This is a genomic window from Rhizorhabdus sp. GW822-FHT03C02 (genome assembly GCF_058801765.1).
On the sequence record NZ_JBXANN010000001.1, the window covers coordinates 1,226,675 to 1,251,192 of the forward strand.

At 66.4% G+C, this 24,518-nt stretch carries 23 protein-coding genes; 8 read left to right on the forward strand and 15 right to left on the reverse strand.

Going from position 1 to position 24,518, the window contains the following annotated elements:
* Window positions 1-23: 23 nt before the first annotated feature.
* Complete coding sequence (locus tag AC1RM6_RS05640) at window positions 24-923, forward strand: TIGR03619 family F420-dependent LLM class oxidoreductase (protein WP_493098913.1); 900 nt, start codon at window positions 24-26, stop codon at window positions 921-923.
* Window positions 924-1,115: 192 nt separating this feature from the next.
* Here AC1RM6_RS05640 and AC1RM6_RS05645 read toward each other — a convergent pair whose 3' ends face one another.
* Both AC1RM6_RS05645 and AC1RM6_RS05650 read right to left on the reverse strand, forming a co-directional pair.
* Window positions 1,116-2,417, reverse strand: coding sequence for a spinster family MFS transporter (locus AC1RM6_RS05645; RefSeq protein ID WP_493098915.1), 1,302 nt, complete (start codon window positions 2,415-2,417; stop codon window positions 1,116-1,118).
* A 123-nt stretch (window positions 2,418-2,540) separates the two neighbouring features.
* Window positions 2,541-3,218, reverse strand: coding sequence for a TetR/AcrR family transcriptional regulator (locus tag AC1RM6_RS05650; RefSeq protein WP_493098917.1), 678 nt, complete (start codon window positions 3,216-3,218; stop codon window positions 2,541-2,543).
* Window positions 3,219-3,365: 147 nt separating this feature from the next.
* Here AC1RM6_RS05650 and AC1RM6_RS05655 point away from each other — a divergent pair, with 147 nt between their 5' ends.
* The 6 genes from AC1RM6_RS05655 (at window position 3,366) to AC1RM6_RS05680 (ending at window position 11,028) form a co-directional block, all read left to right on the forward strand.
* Window positions 3,366-4,607, forward strand: coding sequence for a cytochrome P450 (locus tag AC1RM6_RS05655; RefSeq protein WP_493098919.1), 1,242 nt, complete (start codon window positions 3,366-3,368; stop codon window positions 4,605-4,607).
* A gap of 44 nt (window positions 4,608-4,651) precedes the next feature.
* On the forward strand, window positions 4,652-5,062 hold the full coding sequence (locus AC1RM6_RS05660) for a nuclear transport factor 2 family protein (RefSeq protein WP_493098921.1): 411 nt from the start codon (window positions 4,652-4,654) through the stop codon (window positions 5,060-5,062).
* A gap of 63 nt (window positions 5,063-5,125) precedes the next feature.
* The gene (locus tag AC1RM6_RS05665; RefSeq protein ID WP_493098923.1) at window positions 5,126-7,381 is read left to right on the forward strand and encodes a TonB-dependent receptor; all 2,256 of its coding nucleotides are present in this window, start codon (window positions 5,126-5,128) and stop codon (window positions 7,379-7,381) included.
* A 13-nt stretch (window positions 7,382-7,394) separates the two neighbouring features.
* Complete coding sequence (locus AC1RM6_RS05670; protein ID WP_493098925.1) at window positions 7,395-8,135, forward strand: SDR family oxidoreductase; 741 nt, start codon at window positions 7,395-7,397, stop codon at window positions 8,133-8,135.
* A 2-nt stretch (window positions 8,136-8,137) separates the two neighbouring features.
* A complete protein-coding gene (locus AC1RM6_RS05675; protein ID WP_493098927.1) occupies window positions 8,138-8,920 on the forward strand; it encodes an SDR family NAD(P)-dependent oxidoreductase in 783 nt (260 codons plus the stop codon).
* A 56-nt stretch (window positions 8,921-8,976) separates the two neighbouring features.
* Window positions 8,977-11,028, forward strand: a complete 2,052-nt coding sequence (locus AC1RM6_RS05680) for a PQQ-dependent dehydrogenase, methanol/ethanol family (protein WP_493099552.1) — start codon at window positions 8,977-8,979, stop codon at window positions 11,026-11,028.
* A gap of 114 nt (window positions 11,029-11,142) precedes the next feature.
* Here the strand turns inward: AC1RM6_RS05680 and AC1RM6_RS05685 are convergent, their stop codons facing one another.
* Genes AC1RM6_RS05685 through AC1RM6_RS05695 form a run of 3 tightly spaced genes read right to left on the reverse strand, consistent with a single transcriptional unit; the run spans window position 11,143 to window position 13,990 of the window.
* Entirely contained in the window at window positions 11,143-11,913 is a 771-nt protein-coding gene (locus AC1RM6_RS05685) for a glucose 1-dehydrogenase (protein ID WP_493098929.1), read from the reverse strand.
* Between the two features lie 23 nt (window positions 11,914-11,936).
* Complete coding sequence (locus tag AC1RM6_RS05690; protein ID WP_493098931.1) at window positions 11,937-13,142, reverse strand: acetyl-CoA C-acyltransferase; 1,206 nt, start codon at window positions 13,140-13,142, stop codon at window positions 11,937-11,939.
* 20 nt (window positions 13,143-13,162) lie between these two features.
* The gene (locus tag AC1RM6_RS05695; protein ID WP_493098933.1) at window positions 13,163-13,990 is read right to left on the reverse strand and encodes an SDR family NAD(P)-dependent oxidoreductase; all 828 of its coding nucleotides are present in this window, start codon (window positions 13,988-13,990) and stop codon (window positions 13,163-13,165) included.
* Window positions 13,991-14,132: 142 nt separating this feature from the next.
* Here AC1RM6_RS05695 and AC1RM6_RS05700 point away from each other — a divergent pair, with 142 nt between their 5' ends.
* Window positions 14,133-14,972 carry a MaoC/PaaZ C-terminal domain-containing protein gene (locus AC1RM6_RS05700; RefSeq protein WP_493098935.1) on the forward strand — a complete coding sequence of 280 codons (840 nt, stop codon included), beginning with the start codon at window positions 14,133-14,135 and terminating at the stop codon, window positions 14,970-14,972.
* A 28-nt stretch (window positions 14,973-15,000) separates the two neighbouring features.
* Here AC1RM6_RS05700 and AC1RM6_RS05705 read toward each other — a convergent pair whose 3' ends face one another.
* From AC1RM6_RS05705 to AC1RM6_RS05750, 10 genes are all read right to left on the reverse strand, one after another.
* Entirely contained in the window at window positions 15,001-15,306 is a 306-nt protein-coding gene (locus tag AC1RM6_RS05705; protein WP_493098937.1) for a type II toxin-antitoxin system RelE/ParE family toxin, read from the reverse strand.
* Window positions 15,307-15,552 carry a type II toxin-antitoxin system ParD family antitoxin gene (locus AC1RM6_RS05710; RefSeq protein ID WP_493098938.1) on the reverse strand — a complete coding sequence of 82 codons (246 nt, stop codon included), beginning with the start codon at window positions 15,550-15,552 and terminating at the stop codon, window positions 15,307-15,309.
* Window positions 15,553-15,655: 103 nt separating this feature from the next.
* A complete protein-coding gene (locus AC1RM6_RS05715) occupies window positions 15,656-16,588 on the reverse strand; it encodes an SDR family oxidoreductase (protein WP_493098940.1) in 933 nt (310 codons plus the stop codon).
* 75 nt (window positions 16,589-16,663) lie between these two features.
* Window positions 16,664-17,728, reverse strand: coding sequence for a phosphotransferase (locus tag AC1RM6_RS05720; RefSeq protein ID WP_493098942.1), 1,065 nt, complete (start codon window positions 17,726-17,728; stop codon window positions 16,664-16,666).
* Window positions 17,725-18,885, reverse strand: a complete 1,161-nt coding sequence (locus tag AC1RM6_RS05725; protein WP_493098944.1) for an acyl-CoA dehydrogenase family protein — start codon at window positions 18,883-18,885, stop codon at window positions 17,725-17,727. The genes AC1RM6_RS05720 and AC1RM6_RS05725 overlap by 4 nt, the downstream gene beginning before the upstream one ends.
* 107 nt (window positions 18,886-18,992) lie before the next feature.
* Complete coding sequence (locus AC1RM6_RS05730; RefSeq protein ID WP_493098946.1) at window positions 18,993-19,994, reverse strand: NADP-dependent oxidoreductase; 1,002 nt, start codon at window positions 19,992-19,994, stop codon at window positions 18,993-18,995.
* On the reverse strand, window positions 19,991-21,172 hold the full coding sequence (locus AC1RM6_RS05735; protein ID WP_493098948.1) for a hypothetical protein: 1,182 nt from the start codon (window positions 21,170-21,172) through the stop codon (window positions 19,991-19,993). Before AC1RM6_RS05735 ends, AC1RM6_RS05730 begins: the two co-directional genes overlap by 4 nt.
* Window positions 21,173-21,224: 52 nt before the next feature.
* Complete coding sequence (locus AC1RM6_RS05740; RefSeq protein ID WP_493098949.1) at window positions 21,225-22,472, reverse strand: aromatic ring-hydroxylating oxygenase subunit alpha; 1,248 nt, start codon at window positions 22,470-22,472, stop codon at window positions 21,225-21,227.
* Window positions 22,473-22,520: 48 nt separating this feature from the next.
* A complete protein-coding gene (locus AC1RM6_RS05745) occupies window positions 22,521-23,006 on the reverse strand; it encodes a nuclear transport factor 2 family protein (protein ID WP_493098951.1) in 486 nt (161 codons plus the stop codon).
* 17 nt (window positions 23,007-23,023) lie between these two features.
* Window positions 23,024-24,502: an aldehyde dehydrogenase family protein gene (locus AC1RM6_RS05750; RefSeq protein WP_493098953.1), complete on the reverse strand. Its 1,479-nt coding sequence runs from the start codon at window positions 24,500-24,502 to the stop codon at window positions 23,024-23,026.
* Between the last annotated feature and the right edge of the window lie 16 nt (window positions 24,503-24,518).

Genomic DNA, 24,518 nt, shown 5'->3' on the forward strand with positions numbered 1-24,518 from the left:
CCGGACCATCGAAGGAGAGCGTAATGGCCAGTGGCCAGACCAAATTCGGTATCCAGACCTATGATTATCCCCCCGATCAGCTGCTCGCGCTGGCCAAGGCCGCCGAGCGGCTCGGTTTCGAGGGGATCTGGATCGGCGAGCATTATGTGAATCCGTCCTCGTTCAAGAGCGAGCATCCGGGCCATACCGAGCGTACCGAGGTGACCGAGGACGATATTCTCGGCCCCCATGTCACCCTCTACGATCCGTTCATCCTGCTCGGTGCGATCGCCGGGGCGACCCGCGAGCTCAAGATCGGCACCGCGATCACGATCGTGCCGCTGATGCACCCGTTGCTGCTCGCGCGTGCGACCGCGACCATCCATCATGTATCGGGCGGACGCTTCCGGCTCGGGACCGGCGCCGGCTGGCTCAAGGAAGAATTCGACATCCTCCAGATCCCGTTCGCCGAGCGCGGTTCGCGGCTCGACGAGGCGATCGACATCCTCAAAAAGGCCTGGGCGGGCGGTTATTTCGAACATAGCGGCAAGCATTTCCAGTTCGACTGCTCGCAACAGGTGACGAAAGATCCGACCCCGATCCCGCTGGTGATCGGCGGCAACACCGGGCCGGCGCTGCGCCGGGTCGCGCGGGTCGCCGACATGTGGATGAATTCGGCGATGGTGTCGCTCAACGACGCGCTGCGGCTGCGCGAGACGATCGAAGCCGAACGCAAGGCGGCCGGCAAGACCGGCGACATGCCCTATATCCTGCGACCCGAGGCGCCCGATGCGGCGATCGTCGAACAGTTCCGGCGCGAGGGCTTCGACAATATCGTGCTGTGGGGACCGCATCTCTGGCCCAAGGCCGGGCCGCTCAGCATCGCCGAAAAGGAAGCCGGCCTCGCCGAGACCGCGGCCGCGCTCGGCATCGTTCCGCGCTGATCGTCTTTCCCGTCTCTCCCTGTGGGCCGGAACGTTAGCGTTCCGGCCGTTTTTTTGTTGCCGGTTCGGCGGTTGGAGCAGCTTTCCGCTCTGGAGTGCATCCTGATGAGATTGAATCAGAATGCACTCTGATGTCCTTTGTTTTCCGCATTTTCCGAGCCGTCAGGTGATTCCACCTGACTTGAAAATGCTCTAACGCGCAGCGCTGAGCGACAGTTCGCGCGGTGCGTTGCGGCCGGCGATGAAGAACAACGCCGCCGCCGCGAAATCGAGCAGCATCGGGCCGGCGATCGCGTAGCGCAGCCCATCGACGCCGAGCCGCGCCGAGAAGCCGTCGCTCAGCGCGCCGACCAGCACCGGGCCGATGCCCATGCCGACGATACCCGCGGCGAGCACGATCACCGCCGAGGCGAAGGCGCGCATCGAGTGCGGCATCAGCGACTGGGTGGTGGCGTTGATCGGGGCGACATAGGCATTGATCGCGATCGACGGGACGATCGCCAGCAGCCAGGACAGGTCGACATCGCCGGTGAGCAATTGCGCGATCGCGAAGGGAGGCGCGATCAGCGACGCGACCATCGGCGTCCACATATACCAGCGCGCATCGCGCCGGCCGAGCAGATCGGCCGAGAAGCCGCCCGCGAAGGTGCCGATCACCCCGCCGATCCCGGTCAGCAGCGCGAAATGGACCGCGACGTCGGCGAGCGACATCGCATGCAGCCGGACATAGAAGGGCGCCATCCAGCTCATGAAGGCATAATAGACGAGGTTGTGGAGGCCGATCGCGAACACCATGAAGCGATAGGTCCGACATTCCCACAGCATCCGGATCGCGGCGCCGAGACTGGGCACCGCATGGGTGCCGGCGAGGCCGTCATGCTGGCCGCGTGGCGGTTCGCGCAGCGTCAGGAAGACGATCGGCGCCGCGAGGACCCCGGCGAGGCCCAGAATCAGGAAGGTGTGCCGCCAGCCGACCGCTTCGGCCAGCCAGCCGCCGACCGCGAGCCCCAGCATCGTTCCCAGCGGAATCGCCAGCGCCCAGATCGCTTCCGCGGTCGCGCGTTTGCGCGGGGTGAAATAGTCGGCGATCAGCGAATGGGTGGTCGGCGCGCAGCCGGCTTCGCCGATCGCGACCCCCATGCGCAACACGATCAGCGAGACGAAATTCTGCGCGAAGCCGCTGAGCGCGGTCATCGTGCTCCACACGAACAGTGCCCCGGTGATCAGGTTGCGGCGGACGGTGCGGTCGGCGAGCCGCGCCAGCGGCAGCGCGCCGATCGTGTAGAGCAACGCGAAGGAGGCGCCGGTCAGCAGGCCGAGCTGGGTGTCCGACAGACCGAGATCCTGCTTGAGCTGGACCTGAAGCACGGTGACGATGCTGCGATCGATATAGCTGAAGACGGAAACCGCGAAGAGCAGCAGCAGCACATAGACCGCATAGGCCTTGCTCCGGCCGGTCGCGGGCGGAACGGTGGGCGGCACGCTGTCGGTCATGATCTCTCCGGGCATGATGGTCGGACCTGTGCGTCCGTTCGTTTCTGGCAGTCTAGCGATGCGACATCGCGCCGGGCAGGTGGCGAATAGATTAGGTGGGTGCGACCGGCGCGCGCGGGACACTCATGTCAGCCCGCGCGCGAACGACAGCGCCAGCGCATCGAGCATGTCGGGCGCACCCTGCAATGCGGGTTCGTCATCGAGCAACCGTTCGAACGCGCTGACCTGCGACAAGATATGGATGAAGGATCCGTGCAGGAAATAGAGCGACATCAGCACGCGCCGCCGTGGCAGTTCGGGGTTCGCGCGGACGAAGATGTCGACGATATGCCTGATCACGTCGTCGTAGATCGGCGCGGTCAAGATGCTGACCCGATCGCGATGGTCGAGATTCTGCAAGCTGACGATCAATCGCATATAGGCGGCCCAGCCCTTGCCCCGGGCGATCTTCTCGAGCGGCGGCATGCCATAGGCGCGTACCAGTGCCTCGTTGCTCGGCTGCGCCGGTGACGCGGCGGCGATGGCGCGGTCGAAGCTGGCGAGCAGATCGGTGCGATGTTCCTCGGCGCGCCGCTCGATCACCGCGACGAACAATTTGTCCTTGGTGCCGAAATGATAGCTCGCCAGCGCATTCTCGACCTTGGCGTGCAGGGTGATGTCGCGCAGCGACACGCCATAATAGCCGCGCATCGAGAAGAGTTCCTCGGCGGCGTCGAGGATCCGCGCCCGCGTCTGTTCGCCCTTGGGCGATCCCCGTCGGCTGCGGTCCGGTACGGCGCTGATCTCGGTTCCATAATCCATGGCGACCCTTCTGGCACGGCATCTTGATCGATCGACCTAGCGCAAAGGCTAATAGGATAATTATCTTGGTTGGTCGACCAAGCAAGAGAACGAACAAGCCCGCAGGACGCCCCGCATGGCGGCGGCGATCGGGAACAGGAGAGTGGCGTGGATCGCATCACCGAATTCGAACCGGCGGGCGCGTCTTTCGAGGCCGTCTACGACTTTCTCGCCGAGGCGCGCGAAAAGGCGCCGGTCTTCTATTCGCAAAAGCATCAGGGTTGGATCGTCACCCGTTACGACGATGTCGCCAAGGTCGCCAAGAGCCCCAGCTTCACCGTCGAAAATGCCCTGCAGGCCGCGCAGAACGGCGCCTATTGCCCCGAGGCGGCGCGCATCCTCGGGACCGGCGTCGACTGGAACAAGACCCGCCATGTTCAGACCGACGACGGCCCCGATCATGCCCGCTTCCGGCGCGCGCTGATGGGGGTGATCAACCCCAAGCGGCTGCGCGAGATGCAGCCGGTCGTCACCGGGTTGGTCGACCGGCTGATCGACGGCTTCATCGCCCGCGGTCATTGCGAATATGTGGCCGACTTCGCCTATCCGCTGGCGATGCTGACGACGCTCAATCTGATCGGCTTCAAGGACGGCGAGGACGATATGAGCCGCTTTCCGGTCTGGATCGACGATACGTTCCGGCTGTTGCTCGCTTCGCTGACCGAAGAGGAGCAGGTCGCGGCAGCGCGGAATGCGGTCGCATTCCAGGACTATATCCGCGCCAAGATCGTCGAACGGCGCGAAAATCCGCGCGACGACCTGCTCAGCGACATCCTCGCCGAACTGTCGAGCGGCCGCGCCAGCCTGACCGAGGACGAACTGGTGATCATGTTCACCCACAGCTTCGTCGGCGCCGGGCATGAAACCACCAAGCTCGCGCTCACCAACAGCATCTACCATCTGCTCGAGGACCGTCGGCGCTGGGAGGATTTGCTCGCCCATCCCGACCGGGTTTCCGATTTCGTCGAGGAGAGCCTGCGCTACGATCCGCCGCTGCTCGCCTGGTTTCGGTATTGCACCGAGGACAGCGAGATCGGCGGTCAGACGATCCGCAAGGGCGACAAGGTCGTGATGATGCTGGGATCGGCCAATCACGATGCCGCCAAATACAGCGAGTCCGAAGGCTTCTGCCCGTTCCGGGCCGAGAAGACCCCGCACATGACCTTCAACACCGGCAAGCATTTCTGCGTCGGGGCACCGCTGGCGCGGATCGAGCTCAACACCGCGCTGGCGCATCTGTCGAAGCGCCTGCCGAGCCTGCGGCTCAAGCCCGATCAGCAGATTTCCTACGCGCCCAATTTCGGCAGCCGGGTGATCGCGGCGCTCCATCTCGAATGGGACGTGGCCTGACGATATCGCAACGGGGTGCCGCAGAGCACCGGCAGGAGAAGATCATGACCGATAGCTGGACCCGCGATCAGCTCGAGATCCGCAGCCTCATCGAGAATTATTCGGACGCGGTGATTCGTCGCGACAGTGCGACGATCATGACCCTGTGGTCCGACGACTGCGTGTGGGGCGTACCCGACATGCCTGGCTATGAGCGGGTCGCGGGCAAGGCGGCGATCCGGCAGTCGTTCGAAAGCGCGCAGGCGCTGTTTCCCTTCTGCTTCCTGATCTGCGTGCCGGGCCATATCGCGATCGAAGGCGATTGCGCGACCGCGCGCACCTACACCACCGAAATATTGACCGATACCGGCGGCGCCACGCGCCGGGCGGTCGGCCGCTACGAAGATGAATTCGCCAAATCGGATGGTCGTTGGCTGTTCACGGAACGGATCTGGTACATTCTTCACAGCGATTGATCACCGGCAGAGCCGACCGCCGCAACGACGGCCGACAAGAACAAGATGGGAGAGGGTAGGACAATGGACAGCAATCTTATCGGGCGTGTGCGCCTCGGCTTGATGGCGGGCACCGCGATGATGTCCGGTGCCGCGGTGGCGCAGGAGGCGGCGCCGGCGCCGATCGCCGCGGTGTCGATACCCGCGCAGGCGGGTTCGGTCGACGAAAGCGCGATCGGCGACATCGTCGTCACCGCGCAGCGCCGCTCGGAATCGGTCCGTAAGGTGCCGATCACCATGGTCGCGCAGACCGGCGCCGAACTCGCCAGGTCGGGCATCACCAATATGCGCGATCTCAGCCTGGCGGTGCCCGGGCTCAACTTCACCTCGCAGGGGCCGTTCGCCGAACCCAATATCCGCGGCGTCCACACCACCATCACCGCAGCGGGATCGGACTCGCCGATCGCGATCTATCTCGACGGGCTCTATCAGCCGAACCAGCAGGGCAATCTGTTCGACCTGCCCGATATCGAGCGGATCGAGGTGCTCAAAGGGCCGCAGGGCACCCTGTTCGGCCGCAACGCGACGGGGGGCGCGATCTCGGTCACCACCCTGTCGCCCTCGTTCAAGCCCGAAGGCGATTTCACCGTTTCGGACGGACTGTACGTCGGCGATAACGTCAAGACCTCGAACCATCTGACCGCCAAGGGCTATGTCAGCGGTCCGTTGTCGGACAAGCTCGCCGCCAGCATTGCGGGCTTCTACGAGAATATCGACGGCTATCTGACCAACGATCTGACCGGCAAACGCGCGGGCAGCGTCGATTCCTATGTCGTCCGCGCCAAGCTGCGCTACGAGCCGGTCCCGGAGGTCCGCTTTCTGCTGTCGGGCTATGCCGGCCGTCGTGATGACCGTGCCGGTAATTCGATGCGCTCGCTGAACGGAGTCACGGTGGCGGCGCTCTATCCCGGCGCGATCCTGAGCCAGAAGCCGTGGCACGTCGCCGGCGAACTCGCGAACAGCGAGGGCCTGTCGAAGACCAAGAGCCGCGGCGGCTCGCTGAAGGCCGAGTTCGACATTGGCGAGGCGGGCACGCTGACCTCGCTCACCGGCTATAGTTTCGTCGACGGGCTGGTCTATTCGGATGTCGACGGCGCCTATGCGCCCAACTGCGTCGCGGCGTTCGCCTGCATCACCCCCTATATCGTCCGCTATGGACCGAGCAAAACCTGGCAGCAGGAGCTGACCTTCGCCTCGCGCGATTTCGGCGATCTGAGCTTCGTCGGCGGGCTCTTCCTCTATCGCGATGATTCCGACATCGGATCGGAGGTCAACAACACGCTGGTGAACGGCAAGCCGACCAGCCCCGGCGCGCCCTTCTTCACCCAGGCGAACGTCAAGACTAAGGCGGTTGCGGGCTTCGGCGAGGCGACCTGGAACGTTACGCCGTCGCTGCACCTGATCGGTGGCCTGCGCTACAGCTGGGAAAGCAAGCGCGGCAGCGGCTCGATCCTCGGCGGGACCGAATTCGAGTTCGGCGGCCATCCGAGCTGGGACAGCTGGACCCCGCGCCTGTCGCTTCGCTACGACGTCAGCAGCAGCACCAATATCTACGCGACCTACAGCAAGGGTTTCAAAAGCGGGGTGCTGGAATCGGTCAATCTGAGCAACGACGTCGCCAATCCCGAGACGCTCCAGGCCTATGAGGTCGGCGTCAAATATGGCTCGCCCGCCGCCAGCCTGAACATGGCCGCCTTCTATTATGACTATAAGAATCTGCAGGTGCAGTTCTACCTTGGTCTCGGCACCGTGCTCGGCAACGCGTCGTCGGCGAAGATCTACGGCTTCGACATCGACGGCACGGTGCGGATCGCCGACGGACTCAGCCTGCGTGCCGCGGGGTCCTGGTTGCCCCACGCCAAGTTCGGCACCTTCCCCGGCGGCGTGGCGTTCGATTTCCCGCTGACCGCGGCCGGGCTGCAGCAAATACGATATGACGCCAGCGGCGACCGCCTGCTCAAGTCGCCGAAATTCACCGGAAATCTGACGCTGAACTATAGCGGCGAGCTGGCCGGCGGCACCGCGGACGCCAATGCCACGCTCTATTATTCGTCATCCTATCGCTGGAATCTGACGAGCCGGGTCAAGACCGACGCTTATGCGACGCTCAACATGCAGGTCGGCTATACCCCTGCGGGAAGCCGGTTCCGCTTCGGCCTCTACGGCCGCAACCTCACCAACAAGGCCTATATCACCGCGACCACCCTCTCGAACGAGGGCGACTCCGCCGCCTATGCGCCGCCGCGCGAGATCGGCCTGAGCGTCGGCTATAAATTCTGATCGGAGAGCGACGATGGCACAGGATCAAGGCGTATTGGCGGGCAAGGTGGCGATCATCACCGGTGCCGCGCAGGGCATGGGGGCGAGCTTCGCGCGGGTGCTGGCCGAGGCCGGCGCAAAGGTGCTGCTCAGCGACATCAACGGTCCAGGTGTCGAGGCCGTCGCGGCCTCGATCGGGGGCGATGCGCGATGGATCGCGCACGACGTGACCTCGGCCGATTCCTGGGGCGCCGCGATCGCCGCCGCCGAGGTGGCGTTCGGGCCGGTGTCGATCCTCGTCAACAATGCCGGCATCGCGATCTGGGGCAATCTCGAGGACTGCGCGGAGGCCGACGCGCGGCGCATGGTCGATGTCGACATGCTCGGCGTGTTCCAGGGAATGAAGGCGATCATCCCGGCGATGCGCCGCGCCGGCGGCGGCAGCATCGTCAACATCGCCAGTTGCGCGAGCATGAAGGGTACCGCGGCGCTGTCGATCTATTCGGCATGCAAATGGGCGGTGCGCGGGATGACCAAATGCGTGGCGCTCGAGGTCGGCGACGACAATATCCGCGTCAACGCCGTCCATCCCGGCATGATCGATACCGCGATGACCGAGGGCATGGACGATCCGGTCGGCCAGCCGATCAAGCGCAAGGGCGATCCCGCCGAAGTGGCGCGCACCGTGTTGTTCCTCGCGTCCGACGCATCGTCCTATACGACCGGCTGCGACTTTCTCGTCGATGGCGGCATGTCCATCGGCGTGGCGATGTGACGATGGGCGCGATGTTCCGCCTCGACGGCAAGGTCGCGATCGTCACCGGCGCGGCACGCGGGCAGGGGGCCGCGACCGCGCGGCTGTTCGCGGCGCAGGGGGCAACCGTGGTGCTGACCGATATCCTCGATGACGAAGGCGAGGACGTCGCGGCCGCGATCGGCGGCGACGCCGGGTATCGCCGCCTCGACATCACCGATCCCGACGGCTGGCGGCAGGCAGCCTCGGCCATCATCGATCGCCACGGCCGGATCGACATCCTGATCAACAATGCCGGAGTGACCAACGCCACTCCGTTTCTCGACCTGACCCGCGACGGCCTGATGCGGAGCCTCGAAATCAATATCGCCGGCGCTTTTCTCGGCATGCAGGCGGTCATCCCGGCGATGCTTGCGGCCGGGCGCGGCGCGATCGTCAACATCTCGTCGGTCAACGGGCTGCGCGGCACCGCGAGCTGTGCCGCCTATGACGCCGGCAAATGGGGGATACGCGGCATGACCAAGTCGGTCGCGCTCGAATTCGCCAGCCGCGGCATCCGCGCCAATTCGCTCCACCCCGGCGCGATCGACACGCCGATGCTCAACCCGACCGGCGGCATGGACATGGGTGAGATCGCCCGTGCCTTCAACCTGCCATCCGGGCGTGTGGGAAGCTCGGACGAGGTCGCACGCGCCTCGCTGTTCCTCGCCAGCGACGAGGCCTCCTATGTCACCGGCGCCGAACTGGCGGTCGACGGCGGCTGGACGGCGGGCATCCATCTCGGCGGCGTCGAGAATTATCGCTGACCGACCCATCCTTACTCACAGGGGGCGGCGACGGCGTGGTGCGCTATGCCGCGGGCATGGAGAACAGGATCATTCGCGCCGGCGCGATCGCGTTGGGCTCGGTCGCATGGCTGCTGGGCGCCGCAGCACCTTCGGCGCCGCAGACCGGGGTCGACTGGCCGCATTATGGCGGCATCGACGAAAATCATTTCAGCCCGCTCGCGCAGATCGACACCGACAATGTCGGCAAGCTCGGGCTCGCCTGGCATCATGATATCGCCACCGGACCGAGCAGCCTGTCGGCGCCGGTAGCCGTCGGCGGAGTGCTCTATTTCGTCGCCGGCCAGGCCGTGGTGCACGCGCTCGACGCGACCAGCGGCAAGCTGTTGTGGACATATGATCCCGAGGTGTGGAAGCGCGCCGGCGAACGGATGCGCGCCGCCTGGGGCACGCGCGGGCTCGCTTACGATAATGGCCGGATCTTCGTCGGCACGGTCGACGGCCGGCTGATCGCGCTCGACGCGCATAGCGGCAAGCCGCTGTGGAGCGTGGTGACGGTCGAGAAGGGCGATGGCCGCTATATCACCGGCGCGCCCTGGGTGTTCGACGGCAAGGTCGCGATCGGCCATGGCGGCGCCGACTTCGCGCCGGTGCGCGGCTATGTCACCACCTATGACCAGAAGACCGGCAAGCAGCTATGGCGTTTCCACACCGTGCCGGGCGACCCGAAAAAGGGGTTCGAGAGCAAGGCGATGGCGATGGCCGCCAAGACATGGACCGGCGAATGGTGGAAGTTCGGCGGTGGCGGCACCGTGTGGAATGCGATGGCCTATGATCCGAAATTCCACCGCCTCTATATCGGCACCGGCAATGGCGCGCCGTGGAACCAGAAGATCCGGAGCCCGGGCGGCGGCGACAATCTGTTCCTCTGCTCGATCATCGCGCTCGACGCCGATACCGGCGAGTATATCTGGCATTATCAGGTCAATCCCGGCGAGAGCTGGGACTATAACGCCGCGATGGACATCGAACTGGCCGATCTGAAGATCGCCGGCCGGGTCCGCCCGGTGATCCTGCACGCCCCCAAGAACGGCTTCTTCTATGTGATCGACCGCGAGACCGGAAAGCCGATCTCGGCCGAGAAGTTCATGCCCGCCAACTGGGCCAGTCGCATCGACATTGCCACCGGCCGGCCGGTCGAAAACCCGGAAGCGCGCTACCCCGATGGCAAGCCGGCGCTGGTGACGCCGTCGGGCTCGGGCGCGCACAGCATCGAGGTGATGTCCTATAATCCCGGCACCGGGCTGGCCTATATTCCGGCGCTCGACAAGGCGGGCGTCTATGCCGATCCGCCGGGGGCGCTCAAGGACTGGCGGTTCGCGCCGGACGAGCAGTTGAACCCCGGCACCGGACCGGCTCCGGCCGGCTTCAGGCTGCCGCCGCCGTCGAGCGCGCTGCTCGCCTGGAATCCGGTCACCCAGAAACCGGTCTGGCGGATCGACCTGCCGGGGGCGCGCAGTTTCGGCGGCACCGCCACGACCGCGGGCAATCTGCTGATGGCGGGTGACGTCACCGGGCGGTTCGCGATCTACGACGCCCGTTCGGGCAAGCGGCTCTGGTCGTTCGATGCGCAGACCGCGGTCACCGCGCAACCGATCACCTATAGCGTGCGCGGCCGGCAATATATCAGCGTGATCGCCGGCGCGCGGATGTTCAGCCAAGCCGGACTCCCGCGCAAATGGGATTATCGCACCCAGAAATGGCGCATGCTGACCTTCGCGCTCGGCGGCCGCGACAGCCTGCCCAAGGCGGATGTCGAGCCGCTCGCCTATCAGGACGATCCGGCATTCGCCGTCGACCCGGCGCGCGCGGCGCGGGGGGCGGCGATCTATGGCCAGCGCTGCACGATCTGCCATGGCGCCAATGCGATGGCGGCGGGGGCGGCGCCGTCGCTGCTGACCTCGGCGATCCCGCTCGATGCCGATGCGTTCCGCGCGGTGCTGCATGACGGCGTGCTCAGGGAGAATGGCATGCCGGGTTTCGAACAGCTGAGACCCGAAGATCTCGACGATCTGCGCCATTTCATCCGCCAGCGCGCCCGCGCCGAAATGGCGGCGGCAAAGCCCTGACTCTGCCAGCTTATACGCGATCTCGAAGATGCTGACGCATCCTCGATCGTTATGCTCAAGCGCCGCACGGGCTGATACCCGATCCCGATGAGTCAAGCTCACCGGGATTGGGTATCACTGGGCGGCGAGGCCGCCGTCGATTAGCAGCTCGGCGCCGGTGACGAAGCCGGCCTCGTCCGAGCAGAGATAGACCGCCGCCCAGGCGACATCGTCGGTCTCGCCGACCCGGCCGACCGGGATCTGCCGCGCGAGCTTGGCGATCATCGCGTCATGATCGGCGCCGCCGCCGAGCCCGTCGATCAGCGGGGTGTCGATGAAGGTCGGATGGAGCGAGTTGCAGGTGACGGCATAACGCTGTCGCGCGCAGTGCAGCGCGACCGATTTGGTGAGGTGGCGGACCGCGGCCTTCGACGAATTATAGCTCGCGAAATTGCCGGCCGCGACCATCGCCGAGATCGACGAGATGTTGAGGATGCTGCCCCGTTCGGCGCGCGCGGCGGTCGTCTTCGCGATCAGCGGCAGCGCGGTGCGGCATCCCAGGAAGACCCCGTCGAGATTGATCGCATGGGTGCGGCGCCACGCCGCGAGATCGGTATCCTCGACCGATCCGGGCACGCAGATCCCGGCGTTGTTGACGAGGATATGGAGGCCGCCGAAATTGCGCTCGGCCTCCGCCGCCGCTTCGCGCCAGCTATCCTCGTCGGTGACGTCGAGCATCGCCGATGCCATGCCGGTCGCGGCGGCGGCCTCGGCGGCGCTGGCCGGGTCGATGTCGGTGAACAGCACCCGGGCGCCCTCCGCCGCGAAGCGGTTGGCGATGCCGCGTCCGATCCCCGATCCCGCGCCGGTCACCAGCGCGATCTTGCCTTCGAGCCTGCCGGCCATGCCCTCGGTCCTTTCGTTGGTTTTCAGGCGATCTCGATCAGCCCGGCCGCGCCCATGCCGGCGCCGATGCACATCGTCACGACCGCATAGCGAATTCCGCGGCGCTTGCCCTCGATCAGCGCATGGCCGACGCAGCGCGCGCCGGTCATGCCATAAGGGTGGCCGACTGCGATTGCACCGCCATCGACATTGACGCGTTCGGGATCGAGCCCGAGCGCGTCGCGACAATAGACCGCCTGGCTGGCAAAGGCCTCGTTGAGTTCCCACAGACCGATATCGGCGATCGTCAGGCCATGGCGCTCGAGCAGGCGGGGCACCGCATAGACGGGGCCGATCCCCATCTCCTCCGGTTCGCAGCCCGCGGTCGCGAAGCCTCGGAACCATCCGAGCGGTGTGATGCCGCGCCGCGCGGCATCGGCATCGCGCATCAGCACGCACGCACTGGCGCCATCGGATTGCTGGCTGGCATTGCCCGCGGTCACGAACCGGCCTTCCTTCACCACCATGCCGTTGCGGAATACCGGGGCAAGCGCCGACAGCGATTCGATCGTCGTGTCGGCGCGGTTGCACTCGTCGGACGCGACGGTGACTTCGACCTCGCGGGTTTCGCCGCTCGTCTTGTCGGTCCGGGTCATGATCGTCGTCAGCGGCACGATCTCGGCATCGAAGCGGCCCGCGGCCTGGGCCGCCGCAGTGCGTTGCTGGCTGAGCAGCGCGAACTGGTCCTGCGCTTCGCGGCTGACGCCATAGCGGTCGGCCACGATCTCCGCGGTCTCGATCATCGCCATCCAGAGTGCCGGTTTTGTCGCATAGAGGCCGGGTTCGACCGCGCCACCCATGTTGAAGGTGCCGCCACGTTCGACCAGCGAGATCGATTCGACGCCGCCGGCGACCATGATCGGTACGCCTTCGTTGCGGATGCGCCCGGCCGCCATCGCGATCGTCTGGAGGCCCGACGAACAGTAGCGATTGACGGTGGCGCCGCCGGTCGACGCCGGGCAGCCGGCGGCGATCGCGGCGTTGCGGCCGATATTGAATCCGCTCGCGCCCTCGGGATGGCTCGTGCCGAGCAGCACGTCCTCGACCTCGGCGGGATCGATGCCGGCGCGCGCGATCGCGTGCGATATCGCATGGCTGGCGAGGCGGATCGGGTGGGTCGCGTTGAAGCTGCCCCGCACCGATTTGGCCATGCCGGTGCGGGCGGTGGAGACGATGGCGATGTCGGTCATGCGATATCCTGTCGGGGCGTTCAGCCGCTCAGCCCGCCGGCGACCGTGATCACCTGGCCGCTGATGAAGTTGGATTCGGGGGTGCAGAACAGCCAGGCCGCGTTGGCGGCTTCCTCCGGCGTGCCCCAGCGGCCGATCGGGATCTGCGCGCCCGCGGCCTTGTGCAGATTTTCGGGGATGCCGATCGATACGGTGCGGTCGCCGATCTTCACCACCGGCTTGTCGCCGGTGACCGGCTGGACCATGCGCGTCTCGACCGCGCCATAAGCGATCGCGTTGATGTTGATCTTGTAACGGCCCCATTCCTTGGCCAGCGTCCGCGTCAGCCCGACGATCGCCGCCTTGCCCGCCGAATAGGCAACCTGGCCGGGATTGCCGGCCAGCGCCACGATCGACGAGATGTTGACGACCTTGCGGAAGACCTCCTCGCCGCGTTCGGCCTCGATGCGTGCCTGGTCGCGGAAATGGGGGAAGGCGGCCTTCAAAATCCGGAAAGGTGCCGCGGCATGGACGTCGAGCATCGCGTCGAAATCGTCGGCAGAGGTCTTCTGGAGGAAATTGTCGAGGGCATAGCCGGCATTGTTGATGACGATGTCGAGCGCGCCGAACGCCTCAAGCGCGGCGCCGACGAAGCGTTCGCCGAAATCGGCGGCGGTGACGTCGCCGACGACCATCGTCGCGCGGCCGCCCATCGCTGCGATCTCCGCCACGACCGCTGCCGCCGGGGCCTCGTCGATATCGTTGACGACGACCGCGGCGCCGCTCGACGCGAGCTTGAGCGCCATCGCGCGCCCGATGCCGCGGCCCGATCCCGAGACGATCGCGACCTTATTCTCCAACGTCCGCACCTTATCCCTCCTTCGTCGGGCAAGCCCCGCTATGGTCCAGCTCTATGGCGCGCGCGATGGCGCCGAAACTAGGAGCTTTGCTAGTGGAGCGTCGCCGCCGATCGGCCGATGAGCCGCTGAGGTTTCGCAAGGGAGGATGGGCATGAACGTCGACGTCGTCAGGAACTGGACGGCTGCACCGGTCGTCGACCGCTATGACGCGTCGCGCACGATCCTCTATGCACTGGGCGTCGGCGCGGGCGTCGATGAGCTCGACTATGTCTATGAGAAACATCTCCGCGCGGTGCCGACCCTCGCGGTGGTGCTCGCCAGCGAAGGCTTCTGGCTGCAGGATCCGCGCACCGGGGTCGACTGGTCGCAGATCGTCCAGGGGGCGCAGAGCCTTGAACTCCATCGGCCGCTGCCGCCGACCGGTGAACTGGTCGGTCAGATGAAGGTCGACGCGCTCGTCGACCGCGGCGCAGACAAGGGCGCCACCATATATTATAGCCGGACCCTCCGCGATGCCGCGACCGGCGAACTCGTCGCGACGGTCGGCCTGACCGTGATCATGCGCGGCGATGGCGGGTTCGGCACGTCGAGCGGCACGCTGCCGATCCCGCATCCCGTTCCCGATCGCGATCCCGACATTGCGACGATCATGGAGACGAGTCCCGACCAGGCGGCGATCTACCGGCTGTCGGGCGATCTCAACCCGCTCCACATCGATCCCGACTTCGCGCGTGGGGTCGGATTCGAGCGGCCGATCCTCCACGGCCTGTGCACCTACGGGGTCGCGGTCCGCGCCGCGATCGAGACGCTGTGCGACGGTGCGCCCGAGCGGCTGCGCCGGTTCGACGCCCGCTTCTCCTCACCGGTCTATGCCGGCGACCGGCTGGTCGTCGATTTCTGGTACGAAGCCGAGGGGCAGGCGGCATTCCGCGTGCGCGCGCCCGATCGCGGGGTGACGGTGATGAGCAACGGGCTGGTGCGCTGGATTTGATATCGTCTCTTTGGGCGAAAATACAGCCTCAGCCTTCGCCGAAATAACGGCCGATGTCGCGGCTGCCGTTGAGGACGTTCACGATCTCGACCCTGCCAGCGCGATAGCGGAAAAAGATGACGTAGCCGTTCGAGGAGACGCTACGCAGGCCGTCACCCAGTTCAGCACGATCGGTTCCTAGCGTGCCCGGCAGCTCGGCGAGGTGCACGCATTTCGCGCGTAGACGGTCTACGAAGTCGCGTCCGATGGCAAGACTGCCGCTTTCATAGGTAATATAACGCAGGATCGACGCGAAATCTTCCAGCGACGATGCGAGGTAGATCGGCCGCGGCAATCAATATCCCTGCCGGGCAAGGCTTGCCGCTTCGGCTTGAAGTACGGCATCGAGATCCTCTTCGCTATGCTCGCCACCGCGCCGCAATGACGCGTCGATCGTCTCGCGCAATGCCGCAAGTTTCGTCTCACGCTCTTCGACGAGACGAAGCCCCTCGCGGACGACCTCGCTCGCGGAGCCGTAGCGGCCGGTTTTCAGGATGGAATCGACAAAACTCTCCCATCTTTCTCCGATCGAGACATTCATCGCTCACTCCCTTGCTAGCGAACGATAATATACGGCGATGGCATAAATTGCGCAAATATCGTTATCATGATCTGCCGGTGGACCGTGCCAAAGACATGCGTGCCTAACCCGACACCGAGCCGACCGGCTGGCGCGCGGCTGACCAATCCTGTCGCGCGATCCACTCGCGCATCGGCGTCATCCGGATGCCCAGCCGCGCCTGCATTGCCGCCATGTCGACCGCGAACGGATTGGTCGCATTCTTGAACAGATAATGCTGCTCCATGTCGTCGACATAGTGTTCGTGGCCGGGGCCGAGCACGTCGCGGAACAGGCCGTAGAGCCGCTCGCCAAATGCACGCGGACTGATCCGTTCGTAGCGGATCGGCCGGCCCAGTGCGTCGGACAGCAGGTTGCACACCTCGGGCGGAGTCAGCGTCTGCGGTCCGCCGACATCGATCGTCGCCCCCTCGAACGTCGCATCCTCGAAGGTCGCGATCATCGCGCGGGCGACGTCGTCGAGGCAGATCCAGCTGACCGCCAGATCCTCGCGATGCGGGTAGCGCAGCACCCCGTCGGCGAGCAGGTCGGGTTTGACCCACCCGGTCAGCAGATTGTCCATGAACAGCGACGGTCGCACCACGGTGAGCGCGACGCCGCTGTCGCGCAGCGCCTGGGTGCGGTGGAAATGCTCGTCCATCGTCGGGACGCCGGTCGGTTCCTCGGGATGCCAGGAGGTGGTGTTGTAGACCAGCCGTCCGACCCCCGCGGCGCGCGCCGCTTCCCCCAGCGCGGCGGCCTGCACCGCGCCCCTCGCGCGGTCGGTGAAGGTGGGGGAGGTGAAGAAGACGCCGTCGACGCCCGCGCAGGCGGCGCGCAGCGAGGCGGGATCATCGAGATCGGCGGCCACGCGCTCTATCCCGTCGAACGCCAGATGGTCGCGGCGGCTGATCGCCCTTACCCGATAACCGGCCTGGCGAAGTGCGGCGACCTGCGAAAGTCCCGGTCGTGCGCTCGCACTGAACACCGCCACCGTCTTCGTCCCAGTGTCGGCCATCGTCCGCTCCCATATCATTTGCACGACGATGCGGCGGGGCGACGGGGGCGCCAACTGGGCTTTAGGCGAGGCGGCTCAACCCGCCTGGGCCTGTTCCCAGGCGATCCGCGCCAGATCGGGGAAGGATCTCGCCCGTTCGGCGGCCTGCGCGGAGGCCGCGGTGCCGCGGATCACCCGGCCCTTGATGCCGTGGAAGATCGCGGCGAGGCGGAAGAAGTTGAAGGCGATGTAGAAGCGGTAGCCCGGGATCGACGTCCGCCCGGTGCGGGCGCAATAGGCCGCGACATAATCGGCTTCGGTCGGGATGTTGGCCGCCTGCAGGTCGATCCCGGCGAGCCCCGCGACGATGTGCGGCGGCATCTGATACATCATCGCGTTATAGGCGAAGTCGGCGAGCGGGTGGCCGAGAGTCGACAACTCCCAGTCGAGCACGGCGAGGATGCGCGGCTCGGTCGGGTGGAAGATCATATTGTCGATCCGGCAGTCGCCATGGACGATCGCGGTTTCCTCGCCGGCGGGAATATTGGCGGGGAGCCATGCGATCAGCCGGTCCATGTCGGGATCGCGGCCGGCATCGACATCCTCGACATATTGCCTCGACCAGCGGGCGATCTGGCGTTCGAAATAATTGCCGGGACGGCCATAGTCGCCCAGGCCGACCGCGCGATAGTCGACGCTGTGAAGCTGGGCGATCGCCGCGTTCATCGCATCGAAATAGGCGGGCCGGTCGGCGCGCGGTATCTCGGGCAGCGCGGCATCCCAGAACACCCGGCCCTCGACCATGTCCATGATGTAGAACCAGGTGCCGATCACATCGTCGTCGGTGCACAGCGCGTGGACATGCGCGACCGGGAAGGCGGCCTGCTCGAGCCCGGTCAGAACCTGCGCCTCGCGCTCGACCGCATGCGCGCCTTTGAGCAACTGGCCGGGCGGCTTGCGCCGCAGGACATAGCTGCGCGTGGGCGTCACCAGCTTGTAGGTCGGGTTCGACTGGCCGCCCTTGAACTGCTCGACCGACAAGGGTCCGGCAAAATCCGCGACATGGACGTCCATCCAGCGCGCCAGCGCCGCCTCGTCGAACCGATAGCCCTCGCGCACCGCGGTGGTGCCGCTGTTGGCGTCCTGGCCGGTGGTGCTCATGCATGCGCCTCGCGATGGTCGCGCTTGATCTTCTTGGCGAGCGACCATTTGTGGACCTCGGTCGGGCCGTCATAGATGCGAAAGGCGCGGATCTCGCGGAAGACCTGCTCGACGATCGTGTCGCCCGACACGCCGGTGCCGCCCATCACCTGGACGCAGCGGTCGGCGATCCGCATCAGCGCCTCGCTGACCGCGACCTTGGCCATCGAGCTTTCGACGGTGCCGAGCGACCCGCCGTCGAGCACCCCCGCACACCAATCGATCATCAGTTCGGCCTGCTTGAGGTCGATCATATTTTCGGCGAGCATGAAACCCACACCCTCATGGTCGACCAGCGGCTTGCCGAAGGCATGGCGGCGACAGGCATAGTCGGTCGCGATCTCGTTGGCGCGGATGCATGCGCCGAGCCAGCGCATGCAGTGCGACAGCCGCGCCGGCGACAGGCGGATCTGGGCATATTTGAAGCCTTCGCCGCTCTGGCCGAGCATCTGGTCGGCGGGCACCCGCAGATTGTCGATCGCGACGATCGCATGACCGCCCGGCATCGAGCTGTCGATCGTGTCGAGAACGCGTTCGATCCGGATCGCGGGGTCGGGCAGGTCGACCAGGAACATGCACGCCCCTTCAGCCGACTTCGCCATGACGATGCCGACCTTCGCGCCCTGCGCGCCGGTGATGAACGCCTTGCGGCCGTTGATCACCCAATGATTGCCGTCGGGTTCGCAGCGGGTGAGCATCATCGACGGGTCGGATCCGGCGCCGCCATCGGCGGCGGGCTCGGTCATGAAGAAGGCCGAGCGCGCCTCGCCGGCGATCATCGGCGCCAGGAAATGCGCCTTGTGCTCGGCGCTGCCGATCTTGCCGATCAGATACATATTACCCTCGTCGGGGGCCATCGTGTTGACCGCGAGCGGCCCGAGCGGCGACAGGCCCGACCGGATGAGCACGATCGCGGTCTCGCGCTGGGTCAGATGGCTGCCATCGGCCAGGATATGCGGGGTCAGCACTCCCGCCGTCTTCGCCTTGGCGCGCAGTTCGGCGACCAGATCGTCGGAAGGACCGTGGAAGCCGCAGCGCGGGTCCTTCTCATAGGGAACCACCGTCTCGCGGACGAATGCCTCGACCTTCGCGGCAATCGCCTGTGCCCGCTCGCTCACTTCATCGTCTCCCGTCATGGCTTCGCGCATCCGGCTATGAACCAGGCCGGCGCGAAGGAAACTCGATCATATGCCAGTTGTCGCCGGGGCCGCCGAGCTATCCCCTGTCATAGCCGGACGATGGTCTTGCCGCTGGTTTCGCCCGCCATCAGGCGGATGAAGGCGGCTGGGCTGTTCTCGAGCCCGACCGTGACATTCTCGAGCGACACCAGCTCGCCCGATCGCATCCAGGCAGCGAGATCATGCTCGGCGCGCTCGAGCATCTCCTGATGTTCGAACGCCAGGAAGCCGCGCATCGTGATGCGGTGGACCAGCACCTGCCAGAGGTTGCGGATCGGATAGGGATTGCCGGCGTCGTTGTAATTGGCGACCATCCCGCACACGACGATCCGCCCGAAATCGGCCATGGCCGGCAGCATCGCGTCGAGGATCGCCCCGCCGACATTGTCGAAATAGAGGTTCACGCCTTCGGGGCAGAGATCGCGGATCGCCGCGCCGATGTCGGCGGCGGCGCGATGGTCGATCGCCTCGACGCCGAGCGACCGCACCAGCGCCGCCTTGTCGGCACCACCGGCGGTGCCGACCACCCGGTTGCCGCGCAGCCGGGCGATCTGCGCGGCGACATTGCCGACCGCGCCGGCCGCGGCGCTGATCGCGACGGTCTCGCCATGTGTCATCTCGCCATGCTTGTGCAGGCCGACATAGGCGGTGATCCCCGACCAGCCGAGCGCGCCCATATAGGCGGTGAGCGGCAGGTCGGGTGCGATGCGCAGATTCTCGATCGTGATATTGGCCGGATCGAGCACCGAATATTGCTCCCAGCCGACGAAGCCGCGGCCGAAATCGCCCTCGCGGAAAGCGGGGTTGCGGCTCTGGACCACCCGGCCGAGCACCATCGTCGGGATCAGCCCGCCGATCGGCACCGGCGGCATATAGCTTTCGCGGTCGTCGAGCATGCCGCGCGTCGCGGGATCGATCGCGAAGACCAGATTTTCGATCAGCACCTCGCCCGCGCGCAGTTCGCGAACCGGCTCCTCGCGTAGCGCGAAATCGTCGAGGCAGGGAATGCCCTGCGGACGCCGGGCGAGAACGATCCTGCGATTGATCATGACGGGAATTCCAGCGGTTCGAGGGCGATGGGGGCAGGCGGGCGGCGCAGCCCGGCGACCGCCAGGACATTGGCGAGCAGCGAGATCGTGATGAAGCCGACCGCCGCCCAGGCGATCGGGCCCACCCGGTCATCGGCCATGAAGGCCGACGCGATGACCGGGCCGAGCGCCAGCCCGAACAGCTGGGCGCTGCCGATCAGCAAGGCGCTGCGCAGCGACGGATCGACTTCGATCAGCAGCGGGACCTGGAAGGGCGGCACTGCCATCCAGCAGATCGCGAAGGCCGCCATGGCGGCCGCCACCACCAGCAGATCGTGCGAGGCGAGGATCGCCAGGATCGCGGCGATGCAGATCGCTGCGCCGCCGAGGCAGGCGAGGATCGGCCGGACCCGCTCGGCGCAGAACGCCGCGATCAGCCCGCCGGCGATCTGGAAACCTATCGCGATCGGAATGACCCGGTGCGCGTCGTCGTCGGAATAGCCGAGTTCGTGAAGCAGCGGAACGATATAGACCCAGAAGGAGATGATTCCCGCGAGCAGACTGCCGACGCCGAGCAGCGCCAGCCAGCCCCGTACCGGTGGCAGGCCGCGTCGTCCGGCCGAGGTCGCGCCATACGCGCTGGGGATCGTCGTCGCGGCGGCGAGCAAGGCGAAGTCGATCGCCGCGAGTGCGCCATAGCCGCCGGCCGGTCCGAAATGCGGCACCACGATGTCGGTCAGCAGCAGCGACAGCAGCAGCGATCCGACCGATTGCACGGTGATGTAGATCGCGAACAGCCGCGCCGGGGACGCCGCCCGGCCGATCATCCCGATCAGGATCCAGAACAGCAGGCCGGTGCCCGCGCCGTTGACCACCCGCAGGCCCAGCACCACCGGCCCCTGCGCGAGCGGGGTCAGGCAGTTGGCGGCGAGCATCGCGATCAGCGCGAACCGCGCGAGCAGGCGCAGTCGCGCGGGTGCGACGAACATCGCCGCGGCGGTGATGGCGATCGCCATGCCGGCGGCCTCGGCGGTCGCGGCCTGGCCGATCTGGCCGACGCTGATCCGGCCGGTGGCGAGCATCGCCCCGAGCAGGATCGGCTGCAGCGCGTTGATGCAGCCGACTCCCGCGCCCAGCAATATGGTCGCGATGATGGCGGCGCGTGAAAACCCCCCGGCGGGTTCGGTCATGTCGGTCATCTGCGCCCTCCCATGGTGGCAGGCGCCGTCGTCGGAGCCCGGTCGTTCGGGATCAGGCTGACGTCATTTCGGCATCGAGCAACTGGCCGATATGCTGGTGGATGCTCTGCAGCGAGCTTTCGTTGCGGCCGAAATAGAGCTTGTGGTCGCGCGGCAGGCGGTTGAGATTCTTCTGGCCGTCGGCGCACAGCGCATAATCCTCGGTGGCGATCACCTTGATGATGAAGTCGGTAAGCTGCTCATATTCGGCGACGGTCTCGGGCGCCGACTGGCTGGCGGGGCGGTAGGTCGCCATCATCGTGAACGAACTGTCGGGGGTCTCGCCCGGGAAGCCGCGCCAGAAGCCGAAGATCTGGCGATCGGTGAGGTCTTCCTTGTCCTTCACCAGCGATTCGAGATTGCCGACATAGAGGATGGTGTTGGGGAACAGCAGATGGATGCCCTGATAGGGCACTTCGCCCCATTCGCTCTCGGGCTGGCCGACCCAGTCTTGGAAGAAGCGATAGGGCATCATCACCCGCTGGTGCGGGCCGAAGGCGTCATGGACGGTGACGTTGCCATAGGCCGCCGCGGCGATCGTCGTCGGGTGGAGCGTGTTGAAATGATAGCCTTCGAAGAAGGTGTCCTGCGCGAACTTCCAGTTGGCGGCGACTGGCTCGACATGCTTCTTGACCGGCACCAGCCGGGCGAGATCGAGCTGGCGGATCTCGTCGGCCATCGGCCCGAAAAACGCCTCGGCGTCGATCGGGCCGCCATCGGGATCGGCACTGACCAGGATCAGGCCGTGCCATTCGCGTATCGGCAGCGCCAGCAGCGACAGGGTGTCGGTGTCGAGCCCGTCGAAGGCGATCTTGCCGGGCAGGCCGATCAGCTTGCCCTCCAGATTATAGGTCCAGCCATGGAAAGGGCAGGTGACCCGGGTGGCGTGGGCGCAATCCTTGACCAGCCGCGCGGCGCGGTGCCGGCAGGCGTTGAGGAAGGCGCGCAGCGCACCGTCCTTGCCGCGCATGATCAGGATCGACGGCCCAAGCGCGTCGAAGGTCATGATGTCGCCCGGTTCGGGCAGGTCGCACGACAGGCCGGCGACCATCGGCAGCTTGAGGAACAGCGCGCGCCGTTCGGCCTCGGCCCGCGCCGGGTCGGCATAGACGCCGGCCGGTACCGCCATCGGCTCGTCCGCGAGATCGGTTGTCTGGCCCGCGGCGATATGCGCGACCATGCGCCGCTGCATGTCGCGCATCGCGGCGCGCTGACGGTCGGGGCCGGTCAGGGTGTCGGGGATCGGCAGGGAAACGGACATGGCGCGCTCCTTGGAACGGTCGGGCTGATGGACGGTCTGGTCGGGCGATCAGGCGAAGTCGAGGATCGGGACGGGGCCACGGCTCATCTGTTCGGCGATCCGGTCGCCGCCATATTCGCCGGCGGACAGCAGCCGCATATGGGTGATCAGCCACTCGCCGTCGGTACGGCGCAGCCTGATCTCGTAGCGGCCCCAGCGATGGACGTCGGCGATCGCCGGATAGCCGGCGAAGCGCTGCCACGAATACATGTAGCAGCCGAGCAGGGCCTCGTCGGCATCGATGAACTCGAAGATCGGGTTGGTGACATAATGGCTGCCGCTGATCACCGCGCCGAGAAAGGCGTGGAGCATGTCGCTCAGTTCCTGGCGGCTGCGCATCACCGGCGCCGCGGGATCGTAATTGACCGTGCAATCCTCGGAGAACGCGCCGAGCATGCCGGGCGGGTCGGATCGGTCGGCCGCGCTGCAATAGCGATAGAGACGATCGAGTATCTCCATCTGGTCGAACAGCCGGTCGATATTGCGGTCCTTCATGACATTCCTCCCCCCGGTCATTGCGCAGCGGTCCTGATCCAGACGCTCTTGGTCTGGAGATAATGATCGAGCGATTCCGCGCCCAGGTTGCGGCCGAAGCCCGATTGCTTGTGGCCGCCATAGGAGACCGCCGGGTCGACGAGCTGATAGGCGTTGATCCAAACGGTGCCGGCGCGCAGCCGGTCGGACATGCGGTTGGCGCGGTCGAGGTCGCGGGTCCACACGCCGGCGGCGAGGCCGAATTCGGTGTCGTTGGCGATGCGCAGCGCCTCCTCCTCGCCGTCGAAGCTCAGCATCGACATCACCGGGCCGAAAATCTCCTCGCGGGCGATCGTCATGTCGTTGCGGACATTGCCGAAGATCGTCGGCGCGTGGAAAAAGCCGCGTTCGCCGATCCGGTCGCCGCCGAGCAGCAGGTCGGCGCCTTCGCTGCGGCCCAGCGCGACATAGGACTGCACCCGATCGAGCTGCTCCTGCGAGATCAGTGGCCCGATCTGGCTCGACGGATCGTTGCCGGGGCCGACCTTGAGCGACCGCGAGATCTCGACGACGCGCGCGGCGAAGGCGTCGTGGATGCTGCGTTCGACCAGCACCCGCGATCCCGCGGTGCAGACCTGGCCGACATGCCCCCATACCGCGGCGGCGACCGCCTGGGCGGCGGCCTCGAGGTCGGCGTCGGCGAAGACGATGTGCGGGCTCTTGCCGCCCAGTTCCATCGACACCGGGGTCAGGTTCTGCGCCGCCGCCGCCTGGATGCGCTTGCCGGTGGCCGACGACCCGGTGAAGTTGATCGATCCGACCCCGCGATGGCGGACCAGCGCCTCGCCGACGACATCGCCATAGCCCTGGACGACGTTGAACACGCCGGCCGGGATACCCGCCTCGATCGCCAGCTTCGCCGCCAGCACCGCGGTCAGCGGGGTCTGCTCGGCGGGTTTCAGGATCACCGAATTGCCGCAGGCGAGCGCGGCGGCGAAGATGCCGGCGGCGACCGACGGCCCGTTCCAGGGGGTGATGATCGCGCAGACCCCGATCGGCTCGCGCTGCTGGCGGACGAACAGTCCGTCGGCGACCGCGGGGATCGATCCGTGCAGCTTGGTCGGCCAGCCGGCATAATATTGGATCATGTCGATCGCGAACTGGACGACGAAGCGCGAATAGCCGGCGAGCAGCCCGCCCTCGACGACGTCGAAATGGGCGAAGTCGGCGCGGTGCCGATCGACCAGCGCGGCATAGGCGCGCAGCCGCGCCTCCTTCTCCTTGGCCGGCAGCGCACGCCAGCGGCCATCCTCGAACGCCGCCTGGGCCGAGGCGACCGCGCGGTCGACCGTGGCTGCGCTGCCCGCGGTGCATTGCGCGAATGCGGCGCCGGTGGCGGGATCGAGGACGTCGAAGCCCTCGCCGTCGAAATCCTCGCGCCCGTCGATGAAATGACCGAAGCGGGTCTGGGCGAGCGGCCCCTGGCCGGTGTCGCGTTCGAGCGTCTCAGTCAGCATGACGTAGCTTCTCCTT